Genomic DNA, 17,522 nt, shown 5'->3' with positions numbered 1-17,522 from the left:
AGCCAACCTTATTTGATATAGAGTTCTTGATTTTTTAGGACAATTTCACGTACACTTGCGAATTTCTTGAGTTTTTTAAGTTCTTCAGGATGAGTGACGAGAGTGATAACATAGCCCTCTTTACCCATGCGACCTGTACGTCCTGCCCGGTGGGTATAGGTTTCCATATCTCTAGGAACATCAAAGTTTACGACACATTCTAGACTATCGATATCAATCCCACGTGCTAAGAGGTCAGTTGCAAGGAGCAGGGTTAGCTGCTTGTCTTTAAACTTTTCTAAGATGACTTTTCGAAATTTAACATTGACATCGCTAGCGAGGGAAACGGCCAAGACATCGCGATACTGTAGTTTTTCCTCCGCACTTCCAAGATCTGATAGGCTATTAAAGAAAACTAGTCCGCGGAAATCCTCTACATGAGCCAATTTTCGCAGCATATCCACTCGGTGACGTTGGTCTACCTGCATATAGAAATGTTGGATGTTGTCCAGTTTTTGATCAGAGAGATCAATGGTGCGTGTGTTTGGTGCAATCTTTTCTTGGTCAAACTTGGTCGTTGCACTCATGTAGATGAGTTGGTGGTCACGAGGTGCGTAGTGAGTGATTTTCTCGACAAAGTGAATCTGAGAATCATCGAGCAATTGGTCAAATTCATCCAGGATGATGGTTTCCACATTCATCATCTTGATTTTTTTCAATTTAATCAACTCAAAGATACGGCCAGGTGTTCCAATCAGAATTTCTGGTCCTTTTTTAAGACGTTCAATCTGACGTTTCTGACTTGAACCTGATAAGAAGAGCTGAGCTGTTAAACCAATAGCTTCTGCCCAGGTTTTACACACGTCAAAAATCTGTCCAGCTAGTTCTGTATTTGGTGCTAGAATCAAGAGTTGCTGGGCTTTTTTCTTTTGTAGTCTGAGAAGACTTGGTAGGAGGTAAGCGAGGGTCTTACCAGTTCCTGTTGGGCTCACTCCCAGAAGGTTTTCTCCAGCGAGGATGGGTTCAAATAGTTGAGTTTGAATGGGGGTAAATTCTTGGAAACCGAGCTGGTCGCTCAGTTCTTGCCATTCAGTGGGTAGTTTGGTTTTCATTTTTCTGCCTCAAATCTAATGCCAGCAGTCTGGCGCATGGTATAGAGTAGCTCATGAATAGAACTTGCATCATCCAGCCAAGTCTGGTAAAGTTTTTGGTCTGGTTGCTGGATCATGTGTGCAAATGCAGCAACTTCCTCAGTCATTGTATGGGGAACCTGTTGGATAGGGAGCTGGACTTGATTTCCTTGGTGGTTAGTAAAAATAGCTGAGCGGATATGTTCAATCGTGTTGAGGGTCAAGGTTCCATCTGCTGTGTAAATCTCACAAGGAAGATTGGAAGTGATGTTTTTCCCAGCTTTGATATGAACTTGAAAGTCAGGGTAGAAGAGGATACCGTCTCCATTTAGGTCAATACTATTGTCAAGCTGTTGAGCCTGATAAGTCGCGTCTTGAGCTTTTCCAAAGAGGCGAATAGCAGCGTAGAGAGGATAAATCCCCAAGTCCATAAGGGCTCCGCCAGCAAAACGGTCTGAAAAGACATTTGGAGTGTTTCCAGCGAGTAAGTCAGGCATCTTGGAAGAATACTTGGCATAGTTGAAATCAGCTCCCAATACTTGCTTGTCTGCCAAAAAAATCTTGATAGTAGTAAAAGCTTCCTCGTGGTAATTACGAGCAGCCTCAAAGATAAAACAGTGATTTTTCTCAGCTGTTTGAATTAGATTCAGCCATTCTTGTGGCTGAGTGACAGCTGGCTTTTCAAGAATGACGTGCTTACCAGCAGACAAGGCAGCCTTGGCTTGAACAAAATGCAAGGAGTTTGGACTGGCGATATAGACTACATCAAAGGAAGACTTAAAGAAGTCTTCTAATTGATCGAAGAGTTGGGCATTTTGATAGCGGGAAGCAAAGGTTGCGGCAGTTTCTCGTTTTCTAGAATAGACTGCGACCAGTTGGTATTCTCCGCTAGCATGGGCTGCTTCTATGAAATGATGGCTGATAGCGCCTGTTCCGATGACACCTAATTTAAGCATAGATACTCCTTTTCCGATTTTAAATCCTTCCTTCATTATAACACAGAAAAGAAGGACTATCCAACAGATGGTAAAAATTTTCAAATGGACTACGCATTTCTTGGAGAAAGTGGTACAATATTTAGATAAGTAGATGAAATGAGAAGGGGATAAAATGAGATTATTACCAATAAGAAAAATATCACGTCAGTCTAAGAGGCTAGCGCTTTTTTTGACTTTTTGCGCAGGATATGTAGATGCCTATACCTTTATTGTGCGAGGAAATACCCTTGTGGCAGGACAGACTGGAAATGTGGTTTTTCTATCAGTAGGACTCATTCAACACAATGTGTCAGATGCCAGTGCCAAAGTAATGACCTTGCTAGCTTTTATGATGGGAGTCCTTTTATTAACTATTCATAAGGAAAAATTGAGAATTGTTAAAAAGCCAATTTTGTCCGTAATTCCACTTGCAGTCCTGTCCCTAATTATTGGCTTTGTGCCGCAAACTGTAGAGAATATCTATCTCGTACCGCCATTGGCCTTCTGTATGGGACTGGTGACAACTGCTTTTGGAGAAGTATCAGGGATTGCCTATAATAATGCTTTTATGACCGGGAATATCAAACGAACCATGTTGGCTTTTGGAGATTATTTTCGGACCAAGCATACGCCTTTCCTACGAGAGGGATTGATTTTTGTTAGCTTGCTTAGCAGTTTTGTCTTTGGAGTTGTTTTTTCAGCCTATTTGACGATTTATTATCAGGAGAAGACAATTTTAGGTGTTCCCCTGATGATGAGCATCTTTTACATCAGTATGCTTTTTGCTTCTTGGAGGAAAAAAGGGAAAGAAAAAGCTTAAATTTGATTGATTTTACTTGTAAGAAAAAAGAAGATATGCTATACTTGAAGAGTTGACTATGCACAATCCTGTGCAACCGCACGAACATCGTTGCTCGTCGTATACTAAATTTAAACTTTGTTATACTTAGAGCTCTTCTTTTAAGTGGTTCGTCCCACGATGCTAGGCGAGTCTTCACAAAAATACGGGGAAACCCTAAAAATCATAGGAGGTGCATAATGAGCACATACGCAATTATCAAAACTGGCGGAAAACAAGTTAAAGTTGAAGTTGGTCAAGCAGTTTACGTTGAAAAATTGAACGTTGAAGCTGGTCAAGAAGTTACTTTTAACGAAGTTGTTCTTGTTGGTGGTGAAAACACTGTTGTCGGAACTCCACTTGTTGCTGGAGCTACTGTAGTTGGAACTGTTGAAAAACAAGGAAAACAAAAGAAAGTTGTTACTTACAAGTACAAACCTAAAAAAGGTAGCCACCGTAAACAAGGTCACCGTCAACCATATACAAAAGTTGTCATCAACGCGATCAACGCTTAATTTTAAGGAGAACACATGATACAAGCAGTCTTTGAGAGAGCCGAAGATGGCGAGCTGAGGAGTGCGGAAATTACTGGACACGCCGAAAGTGGCGAATACGGCTTAGATGTCGTGTGTGCATCGGTTTCTACGCTTGCCATTAACTTTGTCAATTCTATTGAGAAATTTGCAGGCTATGAACCAATCCTAGAATTAAACGAAGATGAAGGTGGCTATCTAAAGGTTGAAATACCAGCGGATCTTCCTTCGCACCAGAGAGAAATGACGCAGTTATTCTTCGAATCATTTTTCTTAGGTATGGCAAACTTATCGGAGAACTCTTCTGAGTTCGTCCAAACCAGAGTTATCACAGAAAACTAACACGGAGGAAAACATTATGTTAAAAATGACTCTTAACAACTTGCAACTTTTCGCCCACAAAAAAGGTGGAGGTTCTACATCAAACGGACGCGATTCACAAGCAAAACGTCTTGGAGCTAAAGCAGCTGACGGACAAACTGTAACAGGTGGATCAATCCTTTACCGTCAACGTGGTACGCACATCTATCCAGGTGTAAACGTTGGACGTGGTGGAGACGATACTTTGTTCGCTAAAGTTGAAGGCGTAGTACGCTTTGAACGTAAAGGACGCGATAAAAAACAAGTTTCTGTTTACCCAATCGCAAAATAAAAAGGTCCAGTGAACCTTTTTATCCCGAGCCTTAAAATGAAAAGGCGAGGAAGCTAGAAGTAGCATAAAATGAGGTTTTCCGAGTTTTCGGAGAGCCTTTTTTTGTTTTGATACCCATTTTGAATTTAATAGAGAATAGTTAGATTTAAACTTGCGATGGACACTTTTTTCTTTTTTGGAAAAATTCTGAAATATGGTATAATGAACAGATAGAGAAGTTGGGGGTAAAAGATGAACATTCAACAATTACGCTATGTTGTGGCTATTGCCAATAGTGGTACTTTCCGTGAAGCTGCTGAAAAGATGTATGTTAGTCAGCCAAGTCTATCTATTTCTGTGCGCGATTTGGAAAAAGAGTTAGGCTTTAAGATTTTCCGTCGGACGAGTTCGGGAACGTTTTTGACCCGTCGTGGTATGGAATTTTATGAAAAAGCGCAGGAGTTGGTCAAAGGCTTTGATGTTTTTCAAAATCAGTATGCCAATCCTGAGGAAGAAAAGGATGAATTTTCCATTGCCAGTCAGCACTATGACTTCTTGCCACCAACGATTACGGCTTTTTCAGAACGCCATCCTGATTATAAGAACTTTCGTATTTTTGAGTCTACCACAGTTCAAATCTTAGACGAAGTGGCCCAAGGACACAGTGAGATTGGGATTATCTACCTCAACAATCAAAATAAAAAGGGCATCATGCAACGGGTTGAAAAACTTGGTTTAGAAGTTATTGAACTAATTCCTTTCCAGACTCACATTTATCTTCGTGAAGGGCATCCTTTAGCACAGAAAGAGGAATTGGTCATGGAGGACCTAGCGGATTTACCAACAGTTCGTTTCACTCAGGAAAAGGATGAGTACCTATACTATTCAGAGAACTTTGTCGACACCAGCGCGAGCTCCCAGATGTTCAATGTGACCGACCGTGCTACTTTGAATGGTATTTTGGAGCGGACGGATGCTTATGCGACTGGATCTGGATTTTTAGATAGTGACAGTGTCAATGGAATCACAGTCATTCGTCTCAAGGATAATCTAGATAACCGCATGGTCTATGTCAAACGGGAAGAAGTGGAGCTTAGCCAAGCTGGGACTCTTTTCGTAGAAGTTATGCAAGAATATTTTGATCAAAAGAGGAAATCATGAAAAAAAGAGGAATAGTGGCGGTCATTATACTGCTTTTGATTGGGTTGGATCAGTGGGTTAAAGCCTATGTTGTCCAGCAGATTCCACTGGGTGAAGTGCGTTCGTGGATACCCAATCTCGTTAGCTTGACCTATCTGCAAAATAGAGGGGCAGCCTTCTCCATGCTACAAGATCAGCAGTGGTTATTTGCTGTTATTACACTGGTCGTCATGGTAGGAGCCATTTGGTATTTACATAAACACATGGAGGATTCTCTCTGGATGGTTTTTGGACTGACCTTGATAATCGCGGGAGGTCTTGGAAACTTTATTGACAGAATCAGTCAAGGATTTGTGGTGGATATGTTTCACCTAGACTTTATCAACTTTGCGATTTTCAATGTTGCTGACAGCTATTTGACAGTTGGTGTGATTATTCTATTGATTGCAATGCTTAAAGAGGAAGTAAATGGAAATAAAAATTGAAACCGGTGGGCAACGTCTAGACAAGGCTCTGTCGGATCTGACAGAATTGTCACGTAGTCTCGCTAATGAACAAATCAAGGCTGGACAAGTTTTGGTGAATGGGCAAGCCAAAAAAGCTAAATACACTGTCCAAGAGGGGGATGTCGTCACCTACCATGTGCCAGAGCCAGAGGTTTTAGAGTATGTAGCCGAGGACCTTCCTCTGGAAATTATCTACCAAGATGAGGACGTAGCCGTTGTCAACAAACCTCAGGGGACGGTGGTTCATCCCAGCGCAGGTCATACCAGTGGAACCTTGGTCAATGCCCTCATGTACCATATCAAGGACTTGTCAGGTATCAATGGGGTTCTGCGTCCAGGAATTGTTCACCGCATTGACAAGGACACGTCTGGACTTCTCATGATTGCAAAAAATGATGAGGCCCACTTAGCACTTGCCCAAGAACTAAAGAACAAAAAGTCTCTACGTAAATACTGGGCGATTGTTCATGGCAATCTGCCAAATGATCGTGGTGTGATTGAAGCACCGATTGGTCGGAGCGAAAAAGACCGTAAGAAACAGGCTGTGACTGCTAAAGGGAAGCCAGCTGTGACGCGTTTCCACGTTTTGGAACGTTTTGGTGATTATAGCTTAGTGCAGTTGCAACTGGAAACAGGGCGTACCCACCAAATTCGTGTTCATATGGCTTATATTGGCCATCCAGTCGCTGGTGATGAGGTCTATGGTCCACGCAAGACCTTGAAAGGACATGGACAATTTCTCCATGCTAAGACTCTAGGCTTTACCCATCCGAGAACAGGTGAAACCTTGGAGTTCACAGCAGATATTCCAGAAATTTTTAAAGAAACGCTGGAAAGATTGCGAAAAAATGAGAATAGATAAAAGAGTTGAGATGCCTTGTCTCAACCTTTTTCATTTCAAGTCTTTTCTATTTTAAAGTATTCATGTTATAATGGATAAATATGAAGAATCGGAGTGAGAATATGAAGTACAAACGAATCGTCTTTAAGGTGGGGACCTCCTCCTTGACAAATGAAGACGGGAGTTTATCAAGAAGTAAAGTAAAGGCAATTACCCAGCAATTAGCTATGTTGCATGAAGCTGGGCATGAGTTGATTTTGGTGTCATCTGGAGCAGTAGCGGCAGGGTTTGGAGCTTTGGGCTTTAAAAAGCGTCCGACCAAGATTGCAGATAAACAAGCTTCGGCTGCAGTTGGTCAGGGACTTTTGTTGGAGGAATACACAACCAATCTCCTCATGCGCCAGATCGTTTCTGCACAAATCTTGCTGACACAGGATGATTTTGTAGATAAACGTCGCTATAAGAACGCCCACCAGGCCTTGTCTGTATTGCTTCATCGTGGGGCAATTCCCATCATCAACGAGAATGACAGTGTCGTCATTGATGAGCTCAAGGTGGGGGATAATGACACTCTAAGTGCCCAGGTAGCAGCTATGGTCCAGGCGGATCTCTTGGTTCTCTTGACGGATGTGGACGGTCTCTATACTGGCAATCCTAATTCAGATCCAACAGCCAAGCGATTGGATAAAATTGAGACCATCAATCATGAGATTATTGATATGGCTGGTGGAGCAGGTTCGTCAAACGGTACTGGGGGTATGCTGACAAAAATCAAGGCGGCTACGATTGCGACGGAGTCGGGTGTACCAGTCTATATCTGCTCTTCCTTGAAATCAGCTGCACTGATTGAGGCAGCTGAAGAAACTAGGGATGGTTCCTTCTTTGTTGCGCAAGAGAAGGGACTTCGTACCCAGAAACAATGGCTGGCCTTCTATGCTCAAAGTCAGGGAACGATTTGGGTAGATGGTGGAGCTGCAGAGGCACTTTCAAAAAACGGGAGAAGTCTCCTTTTATCGGGTGTGGTAGAAGTGGAAGGACACTTCTCTTACCACGATATTGTAACAGTAGCAGATAAAGAAACGGGTCAATCTCTTGGAAAGGGACGTGTCCAATTTGGCGTCTCAGCCCTAGAAGATATGCTTCGTTCCCAAAAAGCTAAGGGAGTCTTGATTCACCGTGATGACTGGATTTCAATCACTCCTGAAATCCAGTTGCTCTTTACAGAATTTTAGAGGTGAACGATGGTAAGTACACAAGAACAATTTGAACAGGTACAGGCTGTTAAGAAATCAATCAATACTGCTAGTGAAGCAGTGAAAAACCAAGCCTTGCTAGCTATGGCTGATCACTTAGTGGCTGCTACTGAGGAGATTTTAGCGGCCAATGCCCTCGATATGGAAGCGGCCAAGGGAAAAATCTCAGATGTTATGTTGGATCGTCTTTATTTGGATGCAGGACGTATTGAAGCAATGGCAAGAGGGATTCGTGAAGTGGTTGCTTTACCAGATCCAATCGGTGAAGTTTTAGAAACGAGTCAGCTTGAAAATGGCTTGGTTATTACCAAGAAACGGGTGGCTATGGGGGTCATCGGTATTATCTATGAAAGCCGTCCAAATGTGACATCTGATGCGGTTGCTTTGGCTCTCAAAAGTGGCAATGCGGTCGTTCTTCGTAGTGGCAAGGACGCCTACCAAACTGCTCATGCTATTGTCACAGCCTTGAAGAAGGGCTTTGAGAAAACGACCATTCATCCAAATGTGATTCAACTGGTGGAAGACACCAGACGTGAAAGTAGCTATGCTATGATGAAGGCCAAGGGCTATCTAGACCTTCTCATTCCTCGTGGAGGGGCTGGCTTGATTAATGCCGTGGTTGAAAATGCTATCGTACCTGTTATCGAGACAGGAACAGGCATTGTCCATGTCTATGTAGATAAGGATGCAGACGAAGACAAGGCTCTATCGATCATCAACAATGCTAAAACTAGTCGTCCTTCTGTCTGCAATGCCATGGAGGTTTTGCTGGTTCATGAAGACAAGGCAGCAAGCTTCCTTCCTCGCTTGGAACAAGTTCTGGTTGCAGAGCGTAAGGAAGCTGGACTGGAGCCAATTCAATTCCGCTTGGATAGCAAAGCAAGTCAGTTTGTTTCAGGTCGATTAGCTGAGGCACAAGACTTTGACACCGAGTTTTTAGACTATGTCCTAGCTATTAAGGTTGTGAGCAGTCTAGAAGAAGCGGTTGCGCATATTGAAACCCACAGTACCCATCATTCGGATGCCATTGTGACGGAAAATGCTGAAGCTGCAGCTTACTTTACAGATCAAGTGGACTCAGCAGCGGTTTATGTCAATGCCTCAACGCGTTTCACTGATGGTGGGCAATTTGGTCTTGGATGTGAAATGGGGATTTCTACTCAGAAACTGCATGCGCGTGGTCCAATGGGCTTGAAAGAGTTGACCAGCTACAAGTATGTGGTTACTGGTGACGGACAGATAAGGGAGTAAGGATGAAGATTGGATTTATCGGTTTGGGGAATATGGGAGCTAGTTTGGCCAAGGCTGTCTTGCAGGCCAAGACGGGTGCTCAGATTCTCCTTGCCAATCGTAGTCAAGCGAAAGTAGATGCTTTCATCACTAATTTCGGCGGTCAGGCTTCCAGCAATGAAGAAATTTTTGCAGAAGCAGATGTGATTTTTCTAGGAGTAAAGCCTGCTCAGTTTTCTGAACTGCTTGCTCAATACCAGACCATCCTTGAAAAACGAGAGAGTCTTCTTTTGATTTCTATGGCGGCTGGATTGACTTTGGAAAAACTGGTAAGTCTTCTGCCAAGTCAACACCGGATTATTCGCATCATGCCCAATACACCAGTGGCTATCGGCCAAGGAGTGATTAGTTATGCCATGTCAGCAAACTGTCGTGCTGAGGACAGGGAACTCCTTTGTCAGCTTTTAGCCAAGGCTGGTCTCTTGGTTGAACTTGGGGATGGCTTAATCGATGCTGCGACAGGGCTTGCTGGTTGTGGGCCTGCCTTTGTCTACCTCTTTATCGAGGCTTTGGCAGATGCAGGTGTTCGGACAGGATTGCCAAGAGAAAGGGCCTTGAAAATGGCAGCCCAAACAGTAGTAGGCGCTGGGCAAATGGTTCTCGAAAGTCAGCAACATCCTGGAGTTTTGAAAGATCAAGTTTGTAGCCCAGGAGGTTCGACTATCGCTGGTGTAGCGAGCTTAGAAGAGCATGCTTTTCGAGGAACGGTCATGGAGGCAGTTCATCAAGCCTATAAACGAACACAAGAATTAGGTAAATAAGAGGTGGCTTTGACTGCCTCTTTTATGGTGCATGGACTAAGAAGACAAAAAGATTGTCACAAACCCCTATTTTTTTGATAGAATAGAAGTAGTAAAAAAGAAATGAGTTAGACATGTCAAAAGGATTTTTAGTCTCTCTTGAGGGACCAGAGGGAGCAGGAAAGACCAGTGTTTTAGAAGCTCTGCTCCCAATTTTAGAGGAAAAAGGGGTAGAGGTGCTGACAACCCGAGAACCTGGCGGAGTCTTGATTGGGGAGAAGATTCGGGAAGTAATTTTGGATCCAAGTCATACTCAGATGGATGCGAAGACAGAGCTCCTTCTCTATATCGCCAGTCGCAGGCAGCACTTGGTGGAAAAAGTTCTTCCAGCACTTGAAGCTGGTAAGTTGGTCATTATGGACCGCTTCATCGATAGTTCCGTTGCTTATCAGGGATTTGGCCGTGGCTTGGATATTGACGCCATTGACTGGCTCAATCAGTTTGCGACAGATGGCCTTAAACCCGATTTGACACTATATTTTGACATCGAGGTGGAAGAAGGATTGGCTCGCATAGCTGCTAATAGCAATCGTGAGGTCAATCGTTTGGACTTGGAAGGCTTAGATTTACATAAAAAAGTCCGTCAAGGCTACCTTTCTCTTCTGGAAAAAGAAGGAAATCGCATTGTCAAGATTGATGCCAGTCTTCCTTTGGAGCAGGTTGTGGAAACTACCAAGGCTGTCTTGTTTGATAGAATGGGCTTGACAAAATGAAACAAGATCAACTAAAGTCTTGGCAACCAGCCCAGTTTGACCGCTTTGTCCGTATCCTAGAACAAAATCAGCTCAATCACGCCTATCTTTTTTCAGGTTTCTTTGGAAGCTTGGAAATGGCGCAGTTTTTGGCTAAGAGCCTCTTTTGTAGGGATAAAGTAGGCGTTTTACCATGTGAGAAATGCCGAAACTGCAAGCTGATTGAACAGGAAGAATTTCCAGATGTCACTTTGATTAAGCCAGTCAATCAGGTCATCAAGACAGAACGGATTCGAGAATTGGTGGGTCAGTTTTCCCAAGCAGGGATTGAAAGCCAGCAACAGGTCTTTATCATCGAGCAAGCAGAAAAGATGCATCCCAACGCAGCCAATTCTCTGCTTAAGGTCATCGAAGAACCTCAGAGTGAAGTTTACATTTTCTTCTTAACCAGCGATGAGGAAAAGATTTTGCCGACCATCCGTAGTCGGACTCAGATCTTCCACTTTAAAAAGCAAGAAGAAAAGCTCATCCATCAATTAGAACAAGCAGGTCTGGTCAAGAAAAAAGCGACTCTCTTAGCCCAGTTTTGTCAATCACAAGCTGAAGCAGAAAAGTTGGCAAATCAGGCAAGTTTTTGGATCTTGGTCGATGAAAGTGAACACCTGCTGACTTGGTTAGTAGCTAAGAAAAAAGAAAGTTATTTGCAAGTTGATAAATTAGCTAGCTTGGCAGATGACAAGGAAAAACAAGATCAGGTTTTGCGAATCCTCGAAGTCCTCTGTGGACAGGATCTCTTGCAAGCAAGGATTCGACAGATTTTACAAGATTTGCTAGAAGCTAGAAAAATGTGGCAAGCCAATGTTAGCTTTCAAAATGCCATGGAATATCTAGTCTTGAAAGAAATATAAACTCAATGAAGGATTAAGAAAGGAAAGGGCTGGTTTATGGACAAAAAAGAATTATTTGATGCGCTGGACGATTTTTCTCAACAGTTATTAGTGACCTTGGCCGATGTAGAAGCCATCAAGAAAAATCTCAAGAGCCTGGTAGAGGGAAATACAGCTCTTCGCTTGGAAAATAGTAAGTTGCGCGAACGCTTGGGCGAGGTGGAAGCAGATACACCCGTTAAGGCCAAGCATGTTCGTGAAAGCGTCCGTCGAATCTATAAAGACGGGTTTCACGTATGTAATGATTTTTATGGACAGCGCCGAGAGCAGGACGAGGAATGTATGTTCTGTGACGAGTTGTTGTACAGGGAGTAGGCATGCAGATTCAAAAAAGTTTTAAGGGGCAGTCTCCCTATGGGAAGCTTTACCTAGTGGCAACGCCGATTGGCAATCTAGATGACATGACCTTTCGTGCCATCCAGACTCTAAAAGAAGTGGACTGGATTGCGGCTGAGGACACGCGCAATACAGGGCTTTTGCTCAAGCATTTTGACATTTCTACTAAGCAGATTAGTTTTCATGAGCACAATGCCAAGGAAAAGATTCCTGATTTGATTGGTTTCTTGAAAGCAGGACAAAGTATTGCTCAGGTTTCTGACGCTGGTCTGCCTAGTATCTCGGACCCTGGGCATGATTTGGTTAAGGCAGCTATTGAGGAAGAGATTGCAGTTGTCACAGTTCCAGGTGCTAGTGCAGGAATTTCTGCTTTGATTGCCAGTGGCCTAGCACCACAGCCACATATCTTTTACGGTTTCTTACCGAGAAAATCAGGCCAGCAAAAGCAATTTTTCGACTCGAAAAAAGACTATCCAGAAACTCAGATTTTCTATGAATCGCCCCACCGTGTAGCGGATACGCTGGAAAATATGCTAGAAGTCTACGGTGACCGTTCGGTCGTCTTGGTTAGAGAATTGACCAAAATCTATGAAGAATACCAACGAGGAAAGATTTCAGAGCTACTAGAAAGCATCGCTGAAACGCCACTCAAGGGCGAATGCCTTCTCATCGTTGAAGGTGCCAGTCAGGATGTGGAGGAAAAGGACGAGGAGGACTTGTTTTCAGAAATCCAATCTCGTATCCAAGAAGGCATGAAGAAAAATCAAGCCATTAAGGAAGTCGCTAAGATTTACCAGTGGAATAAAAGCCAGCTCTACGCTGCTTACCACGACTGGGAAGAAAATGACTAATACTCTTCGAAAATCAAATTCAAACCGCGTCAACGTCGCCTTGCCGTACTCAAGTACAGCCTGCGGCTAGTTTCCTAGTTTGCTCTTTGATTTTCATTGAGTATAAATAGGGAAGTTTGCCTTCTTCCCTTTTTTTGTTATACTAGTAGAAGAAAAATTAGAAAGATTTGTGGGTGTCAAATAGTCTAGTAGCTTGTTTTTATTTGGACTTAGTTTCCACCCAAAGAGGTATTAGTGTCGTGTCTCAATCTTATATCAATGTTATCGGAGCAGGTTTAGCAGGTTCTGAAGCAGCCTACCAAATCGCAGAACGTGGTATTCCAGTTAAACTTTATGAAATGCGTGGTGTAAAGCCTACACCTCAACACAAAACAGACAATTTTGCTGAGTTAGTTTGTTCTAATTCCTTGCGTGGGGATGCTTTGACCAATGCTGTCGGTCTTCTCAAGGAAGAAATGCGCCGCTTGGGTTCTGTCATATTGGAATCTGCTGAAGCTACACGTGTTCCTGCAGGCGGTGCCCTTGCGGTGGACCGTGATGGTTTCTCTCAAATGGTGACCGAAAAAGTAGCCAACCACCCCTTGATTGAAGTGGTTCGTGATGAAATTACAGAATTGCCGACGGATGTTATTACGGTTGTCGCTACTGGTCCTTTGACCAGCGATGCACTAGCTGAAAAGATTCATGCCCTTAATGACGGCGATGGTTTCTATTTCTACGATGCGGCAGCGCCTATTATCGACGTCAACACCATTGATATGAGCAAGGTCTATCTTAAGTCTCGTTATGACAAGGGAGAGGCGGCCTACCTCAATGCGCCTATGACTAAGCAAGAGTTCATGGATTTCCATGAAGCTTTGGTCAATGCGGAAGAAGCACCGCTCAATTCTTTTGAAAAAGAAAAATACTTTGAAGGATGTATGCCTATCGAAGTCATGGCCAAGCGTGGCATTAAAACCATGCTTTATGGTCCGATGAAACCAGTCGGTCTGGAGTATCCAGACGACTACACAGGCCCTCGTGACGGGGAGTTCAAAACACCGTATGCAGTTGTCCAGCTTCGTCAGGATAATGCGGCTGGTAGTCTCTACAATATCGTTGGTTTCCAGACCCACCTCAAATGGGGGGAGCAAAAGCGTGTCTTCCAAATGATTCCAGGTCTTGAAAATGCTGAGTTTGTTCGTTATGGGGTCATGCACCGCAATTCTTACATGGATTCACCAAATCTCCTTGAACAGACTTACCGTTCTAAGAAACAACCAAATCTTTTCTTTGCTGGTCAAATGACGGGTGTGGAAGGCTATGTTGAGTCAGCAGCTTCAGGCTTGGTTGCAGGTATTAACGCCGCTCGACTCTTCAAGGGTGAAAGTGAGGCTATCTTCCCAGAGACCACAGCGATTGGAAGTCTGGCTCATTACATCACTCATGCAGACAGCAAACATTTCCAACCAATGAATGTCAATTTTGGGATTATCAAGGAGTTGGAAGGCGAGCGTATCCGTGATAAAAAAGCTCGTTATGAAAAAATTGCAGAGCGTGCCCTTACCGACTTAGAGGAATTTTTAACGGTCTAATTTTTTTCAAAGAATTGCTCATGATACTATAAAAATCTTAGAAATTGTGATAAAATAGGTAGGATAAAAAAAGGAGAGTAAAAATGGCGAATCCCAAGTATAAACGTATTTTAATCAAGTTATCAGGTGAAGCCCTTGCCGGTGAACGTGGCGTAGGGATTGATATCCAAACAGTTCAAACAATCGCAAAAGAGATTCAAGAAGTTCATAGCTTAGGTATCGAAATTGCCCTTGTTATTGGTGGAGGAAATCTCTGGCGTGGTGAACCTGCTGCAGAAGCAGGAATGGACCGTGTTCAGGCAGATTACACTGGAATGCTTGGGACCGTGATGAATGCTCTTGTGATGGCAGATTCATTGCAGCAAGTTGGCGTCGATACGCGTGTGCAAACAGCCATTGCGATGCAACAAGTGGCAGAACCTTATGTACGTGGACGTGCTCTTCGCCACCTTGAAAAAGGACGTATTGTTATCTTTGGTGCTGGTATTGGTTCACCTTACTTCTCAACCGATACAACAGCGGCCCTTCGTGCAGCTGAAATCGAAGCGGATGCCATCCTTATGGCGAAAAATGGCGTAGATGGTGTTTACAATGCCGATCCTAAGAAAGACAAGACAGCCGTTAAGTTTGAAGAATTGACCCACCGTGACGTTATCAACAAAGGTCTTCGTATCATGGACTCAACAGCTTCAACCCTCTCTATGGACAACGACATTGACTTGGTTGTCTTCAACATGAACCAACCAGGCAACATCAAACGTGTCGTATTTGGTGAAAATATCGGAACAACAGTTTCAAACAATATCGAAGAAAAGGAATAAGAAAATTATGGCTAACGCAATTGTAGAAAAAGCTAAAGAGAGAATGACCCAGTCTCACCAATCACTTGCTCGTGAATTTGGTGGTATCCGTGCCGGTCGTGCCAACGCAAGCTTGCTAGACCGTATCCACGTAGAATACTATGGAGTCGAAACTCCTCTTAACCAAATCGCTTCTATTACTATTCCAGAGGCTCGTGTCTTGTTGGTAACACCATTTGACAAGTCTTCATTGAAAGACATCGAACGTGCCTTGAACGCTTCTGACCTTGGTATCACACCAGCTAATGATGGTTCTGTGATCCGCTTGGTTATCCCAGCTCTTACAGAAGAAACTCGTCGTGACCTTGCCAAAGAAGTGAAGAAGGTCGGTGAGAATGCTAAAGTGGCTGTCCGCAATATCCGTCGCGACGCTATGGACGAAGCTAAAAAGCAAGAAAAAGCAAAAGAAATCACTGAAGACGAATTGAAGACTCTTGAAAAAGATATTCAAAAAGTAACAGACGATGCTGTGAAACACATCGACGATATGACTGCCAATAAAGAAAAAGAACTCTTGGAAGTCTAAAAATAAACAGAAAAACTCAGTTGGCATTGCTGGCTGAGTTTTATTCGAAAGAAGGAAATATGAATACAAATCTTGCAAGTTTTATCGTTGGACTCATCATCGATGAAAATGATCGTTTTTACTTTGTGCAAAAGGATGGTCAGACCTATGCTCTTGCTAAGGAAGAAGGTCAACATTCGGTAGGTGATACGGTCAAAGGTTTTGCCTACACGGATATGAAGCAGAAACTCCGCTTGACTACTCTAGAAGTGACTGCCACTCAGGACCAATTTGGCTGGGGAACGGTAACGGAAGTTCGTAAGGACTTGGGTGTCTTTGTCGATACCGGTCTACCTGATAAGGAAATCGTTGTGTCACTCGATATCCTCCCTGAGCTCAAGGAACTATGGCCTAAGAAGGGCGACAAACTCTACATCCGCCTTGAAGTGGACAAGAAAGACCGTATCTGGGGACTCTTGGCTTATCAAGAAGACTTCCAACGTTTGGCTCGTCCTGCCTACAATAATATGCAGAATCAAAACTGGCCAGCCATTGTTTACCGTCTCAAGCTGTCAGGAACATTTGTTTACCTACCAGAGAATAACATGCTTGGTTTCATTCACCCAAGTGAACGTTACGCAGAGCCACGTTTGGGGCAAGTGCTAGATGCGCGTGTCATCGGTTTCCGTGAAGTAGACCGTACTTTGAACCTCTCTCTCAAACCACGTTCCTTTGAAATGTTGGAAAATGATGCCCAGATGATTTTGACCTACTTGGAAAGCAATGGCGGTTTCATGACCTTGAATGATAAGTCGTCTCCTGAGGACATCAAGGCAACCTTTGGTATCTCTAAAGGTCAGTTCAAGAAAGCACTCGGTGGCTTGATGAAGGCTGGCAAAATCAAGCAAGACCAGTTTGGGACAGAGTTGATTTAGGTCTTATAGACATGAAAAAGAAACTTGAAGAAATGAGTTTAGAGGAACTCTGGCAACTTTTTCCTATTTTTCTAGTAGAGCACAAGTCAGAGTGGAAAGACTGGTATGAATCGGAAAAAACAAGTCTGAAAAAAATATTGGGTGCAAATGTTATTAAAAGAATAGAACATATCGGTAGCACTGCTATCCCTAATATTTGGGCCAAAAATATCGTTGATATTCTGTTAGAAGTAGGTAGAAAAGAGGATTTAGCAAGAGTTAGGGATTTATTGGTAAAGAATGGTTGGCTAGTGATGTCGGAAAGTCCTAACAGGATTTCGCTAAATAAAGGCTATACAGAGCAGGGATTTTCTGAGAAAGTTTTTCATTTACATTTGCGAATGACGGGAGATCATGACGAGATTTATTTTAGAGATTATCTCTGCCAGCATCCAGATATTGCCCAAGCGTATCAGGAATTAAAACTAAGTTTGTGGAAAAAATTTGAACACAATCGAGACGCCTATACAGATGCGAAAACAGATTTTATAAACCACTACGTTTCAGAGGCTAAGTCCAGTAATTTTCAAGAATCAGAAAAGTGTCATAAAAAAACTCTTGATAGGAGAAAGAATTGAGAAAATCATTTTACACTTGGCTCATGACCGAGCGCAATCCTAAAAGTAATAGCCCAAAAGCCATCTTGGCAGATCTCGCTTTTGAGGAGTCAGCTTTTCCAAAACACACGGATGATTTTGATGAGGTGAGTCGCTTTTTGGAGGAACATGCCAGTTTCTCTTTCAACCTAGGAGACTTTGACGCCATCTGGCAAGAATACTTAGAACACTAGAGACAATGAGATGAGGCTAGTATTTTATTGTTCTCTTTGCTATAATATAAAGAAATAAACGGATTAGAGAGGTTC

22 protein-coding genes, 1 pseudogene and 1 other annotated feature are annotated in these 17,522 nt (G+C 43.1%); of the genes and pseudogenes, 20 read left to right on the top strand and 3 right to left on the bottom strand.

Annotated elements, in window-relative coordinates; translation table 11 throughout:
* Positions 1-8: 8 nt before the first annotated feature.
* Together ACVX3R_RS05910 and ACVX3R_RS05905 are read right to left on the bottom strand one after the other, a co-directional pair.
* Complete coding sequence (locus tag ACVX3R_RS05910; protein WP_444817306.1) at positions 9-1,091, bottom strand: DEAD/DEAH box helicase; 1,083 nt, start codon at positions 1,089-1,091, stop codon at positions 9-11.
* Positions 1,088-2,065, bottom strand: coding sequence for a Gfo/Idh/MocA family protein (locus tag ACVX3R_RS05905; protein WP_458794540.1), 978 nt, complete (start codon positions 2,063-2,065; stop codon positions 1,088-1,090). The genes ACVX3R_RS05910 and ACVX3R_RS05905 overlap by 4 nt, the downstream gene beginning before the upstream one ends.
* Before the next feature lie 154 nt (positions 2,066-2,219).
* Here ACVX3R_RS05905 and ACVX3R_RS05900 point away from each other — a divergent pair, with 154 nt between their 5' ends.
* From ACVX3R_RS05900 to rpmA, 4 genes are all read left to right on the top strand, one after another.
* Entirely contained in the window at positions 2,220-2,906 is a 687-nt protein-coding gene (locus ACVX3R_RS05900) for a YoaK family protein (RefSeq protein ID WP_458794539.1), read from the top strand.
* 64 nt (positions 2,907-2,970) lie between these two features.
* Positions 2,971-3,090: a sequence feature (ribosomal protein L21 leader region), on the top strand.
* A gap of 34 nt (positions 3,091-3,124) precedes the next feature.
* The gene (gene rplU, locus ACVX3R_RS05895) at positions 3,125-3,439 is read left to right on the top strand and encodes a 50S ribosomal protein L21 (protein ID WP_000109141.1); all 315 of its coding nucleotides are present in this window, start codon (positions 3,125-3,127) and stop codon (positions 3,437-3,439) included.
* Positions 3,440-3,454: 15 nt separating this feature from the next.
* Positions 3,455-3,799, top strand: coding sequence for a ribosomal-processing cysteine protease Prp (locus ACVX3R_RS05890; RefSeq protein ID WP_000613705.1), 345 nt, complete (start codon positions 3,455-3,457; stop codon positions 3,797-3,799).
* A gap of 16 nt (positions 3,800-3,815) precedes the next feature.
* On the top strand, positions 3,816-4,109 hold the full coding sequence (rpmA, locus tag ACVX3R_RS05885) for a 50S ribosomal protein L27 (protein ID WP_000916509.1): 294 nt from the start codon (positions 3,816-3,818) through the stop codon (positions 4,107-4,109).
* A gap of 143 nt (positions 4,110-4,252) precedes the next feature.
* On the opposite strand, the pseudogene ACVX3R_RS05880 reads toward rpmA, so the two are convergent.
* Positions 4,253-4,348: pseudogene (locus ACVX3R_RS05880) on the bottom strand (AraC family transcriptional regulator); the annotation flags it as partial.
* Between ACVX3R_RS05880 and ACVX3R_RS05875 the strand changes: the two are divergent.
* The 16 genes from ACVX3R_RS05875 (at position 4,341) to ACVX3R_RS05800 (ending at position 17,447) form a co-directional block, all read left to right on the top strand.
* Positions 4,341-5,249: a LysR family transcriptional regulator gene (locus ACVX3R_RS05875; protein WP_049479174.1), complete on the top strand. Its 909-nt coding sequence runs from the start codon at positions 4,341-4,343 to the stop codon at positions 5,247-5,249. The pseudogene ACVX3R_RS05880 and the gene ACVX3R_RS05875 sit on opposite strands and share 8 nt — an antisense overlap.
* Positions 5,246-5,713 (top strand): signal peptidase II, encoded by a 468-nt coding sequence (lspA, locus tag ACVX3R_RS05870; RefSeq protein WP_458794538.1) that lies wholly within the window; start codon positions 5,246-5,248, stop codon positions 5,711-5,713. Before ACVX3R_RS05875 ends, lspA begins: the two co-directional genes overlap by 4 nt.
* A complete protein-coding gene (locus tag ACVX3R_RS05865) occupies positions 5,697-6,596 on the top strand; it encodes an RluA family pseudouridine synthase (RefSeq protein WP_458794537.1) in 900 nt (299 codons plus the stop codon). Before lspA ends, ACVX3R_RS05865 begins: the two co-directional genes overlap by 17 nt.
* 101 nt (positions 6,597-6,697) lie before the next feature.
* Complete coding sequence (gene proB / locus ACVX3R_RS05860; RefSeq protein ID WP_458794536.1) at positions 6,698-7,807, top strand: glutamate 5-kinase; 1,110 nt, start codon at positions 6,698-6,700, stop codon at positions 7,805-7,807.
* 9 nt (positions 7,808-7,816) lie between these two features.
* A complete protein-coding gene (locus ACVX3R_RS05855) occupies positions 7,817-9,079 on the top strand; it encodes a glutamate-5-semialdehyde dehydrogenase (RefSeq protein ID WP_458794535.1) in 1,263 nt (420 codons plus the stop codon).
* A gap of 2 nt (positions 9,080-9,081) precedes the next feature.
* Entirely contained in the window at positions 9,082-9,879 is a 798-nt protein-coding gene (proC, locus tag ACVX3R_RS05850; protein WP_458794534.1) for a pyrroline-5-carboxylate reductase, read from the top strand.
* Between the two features lie 113 nt (positions 9,880-9,992).
* Positions 9,993-10,631, top strand: coding sequence for a dTMP kinase (gene tmk / locus ACVX3R_RS05845; RefSeq protein WP_458794533.1), 639 nt, complete (start codon positions 9,993-9,995; stop codon positions 10,629-10,631).
* Positions 10,628-11,518, top strand: coding sequence for a DNA polymerase III subunit delta' (locus ACVX3R_RS05840; protein ID WP_458794532.1), 891 nt, complete (start codon positions 10,628-10,630; stop codon positions 11,516-11,518). Before tmk ends, ACVX3R_RS05840 begins: the two co-directional genes overlap by 4 nt.
* A 36-nt stretch (positions 11,519-11,554) precedes the next feature.
* Positions 11,555-11,872: a DNA replication initiation control protein YabA gene (yabA, locus tag ACVX3R_RS05835; RefSeq protein WP_458794531.1), complete on the top strand. Its 318-nt coding sequence runs from the start codon at positions 11,555-11,557 to the stop codon at positions 11,870-11,872.
* 2 nt (positions 11,873-11,874) lie between these two features.
* Complete coding sequence (gene rsmI / locus ACVX3R_RS05830; RefSeq protein WP_458794530.1) at positions 11,875-12,744, top strand: 16S rRNA (cytidine(1402)-2'-O)-methyltransferase; 870 nt, start codon at positions 11,875-11,877, stop codon at positions 12,742-12,744.
* A 239-nt stretch (positions 12,745-12,983) separates the two neighbouring features.
* The gene (gene trmFO, locus ACVX3R_RS05825) at positions 12,984-14,318 is read left to right on the top strand and encodes a methylenetetrahydrofolate--tRNA-(uracil(54)-C(5))-methyltransferase (FADH(2)-oxidizing) TrmFO (RefSeq protein ID WP_084936747.1); all 1,335 of its coding nucleotides are present in this window, start codon (positions 12,984-12,986) and stop codon (positions 14,316-14,318) included.
* A gap of 83 nt (positions 14,319-14,401) precedes the next feature.
* Positions 14,402-15,139: a UMP kinase gene (pyrH, locus tag ACVX3R_RS05820; RefSeq protein WP_000002996.1), complete on the top strand. Its 738-nt coding sequence runs from the start codon at positions 14,402-14,404 to the stop codon at positions 15,137-15,139.
* 7 nt (positions 15,140-15,146) lie between these two features.
* Complete coding sequence (gene frr, locus ACVX3R_RS05815) at positions 15,147-15,704, top strand: ribosome recycling factor (protein WP_001262236.1); 558 nt, start codon at positions 15,147-15,149, stop codon at positions 15,702-15,704.
* Between the two features lie 59 nt (positions 15,705-15,763).
* Complete coding sequence (cvfB, locus tag ACVX3R_RS05810; RefSeq protein ID WP_125388746.1) at positions 15,764-16,618, top strand: RNA-binding virulence regulatory protein CvfB; 855 nt, start codon at positions 15,764-15,766, stop codon at positions 16,616-16,618.
* A gap of 11 nt (positions 16,619-16,629) precedes the next feature.
* Positions 16,630-17,235, top strand: a complete 606-nt coding sequence (locus tag ACVX3R_RS05805; protein WP_458794529.1) for a GrpB family protein — start codon at positions 16,630-16,632, stop codon at positions 17,233-17,235.
* Entirely contained in the window at positions 17,232-17,447 is a 216-nt protein-coding gene (locus ACVX3R_RS05800; RefSeq protein ID WP_001232084.1) for a YozE family protein, read from the top strand. Before ACVX3R_RS05805 ends, ACVX3R_RS05800 begins: the two co-directional genes overlap by 4 nt.
* The last annotated feature ends 75 nt before the right edge of the window (positions 17,448-17,522 follow it).

The sequence above is a fragment of the Streptococcus sp. 517s genome (genome assembly GCF_054445985.1).
Note: the sequence above shows the minus strand (reverse complement) of the source record. Positions and strands in the feature narration are given on the sequence as shown.

Bases quoted from the DNA above. Each gene is read 5' to 3' on its own strand.
- ACVX3R_RS05910 (WP_444817306.1), bottom strand. From the start codon at position 1,091: ATGAAAACCAAACTACCCACTGAATGGCAAGAACTGAGCGACCAGCTC.
- ACVX3R_RS05905 (WP_458794540.1), bottom strand. From the start codon at position 2,065: ATGCTTAAATTAGGTGTCATCGGAACAGGCGCTATCAGCCATCATTTC.
- ACVX3R_RS05900 (WP_458794539.1), top strand. From the start codon at position 2,220: ATGAGATTATTACCAATAAGAAAAATATCACGTCAGTCTAAGAGGCTA.
- rplU (WP_000109141.1), top strand. From the start codon at position 3,125: ATGAGCACATACGCAATTATCAAAACTGGCGGAAAACAAGTTAAAGTT.
- ACVX3R_RS05890 (WP_000613705.1), top strand. From the start codon at position 3,455: ATGATACAAGCAGTCTTTGAGAGAGCCGAAGATGGCGAGCTGAGGAGT.
- rpmA (WP_000916509.1), top strand. From the start codon at position 3,816: ATGTTAAAAATGACTCTTAACAACTTGCAACTTTTCGCCCACAAAAAA.
- ACVX3R_RS05875 (WP_049479174.1), top strand. From the start codon at position 4,341: ATGAACATTCAACAATTACGCTATGTTGTGGCTATTGCCAATAGTGGT.
- lspA (WP_458794538.1), top strand. From the start codon at position 5,246: ATGAAAAAAAGAGGAATAGTGGCGGTCATTATACTGCTTTTGATTGGG.
- ACVX3R_RS05865 (WP_458794537.1), top strand. From the start codon at position 5,697: ATGGAAATAAAAATTGAAACCGGTGGGCAACGTCTAGACAAGGCTCTG.
- proB (WP_458794536.1), top strand. From the start codon at position 6,698: ATGAAGTACAAACGAATCGTCTTTAAGGTGGGGACCTCCTCCTTGACA.
- ACVX3R_RS05855 (WP_458794535.1), top strand. From the start codon at position 7,817: ATGGTAAGTACACAAGAACAATTTGAACAGGTACAGGCTGTTAAGAAA.
- proC (WP_458794534.1), top strand. From the start codon at position 9,082: ATGAAGATTGGATTTATCGGTTTGGGGAATATGGGAGCTAGTTTGGCC.
- tmk (WP_458794533.1), top strand. From the start codon at position 9,993: ATGTCAAAAGGATTTTTAGTCTCTCTTGAGGGACCAGAGGGAGCAGGA.
- ACVX3R_RS05840 (WP_458794532.1), top strand. From the start codon at position 10,628: ATGAAACAAGATCAACTAAAGTCTTGGCAACCAGCCCAGTTTGACCGC.
- yabA (WP_458794531.1), top strand. From the start codon at position 11,555: ATGGACAAAAAAGAATTATTTGATGCGCTGGACGATTTTTCTCAACAG.
- rsmI (WP_458794530.1), top strand. From the start codon at position 11,875: ATGCAGATTCAAAAAAGTTTTAAGGGGCAGTCTCCCTATGGGAAGCTT.
- pyrH (WP_000002996.1), top strand. From the start codon at position 14,402: ATGGCGAATCCCAAGTATAAACGTATTTTAATCAAGTTATCAGGTGAA.
- frr (WP_001262236.1), top strand. From the start codon at position 15,147: ATGGCTAACGCAATTGTAGAAAAAGCTAAAGAGAGAATGACCCAGTCT.
- cvfB (WP_125388746.1), top strand. From the start codon at position 15,764: ATGAATACAAATCTTGCAAGTTTTATCGTTGGACTCATCATCGATGAA.
- ACVX3R_RS05805 (WP_458794529.1), top strand. From the start codon at position 16,630: ATGAAAAAGAAACTTGAAGAAATGAGTTTAGAGGAACTCTGGCAACTT.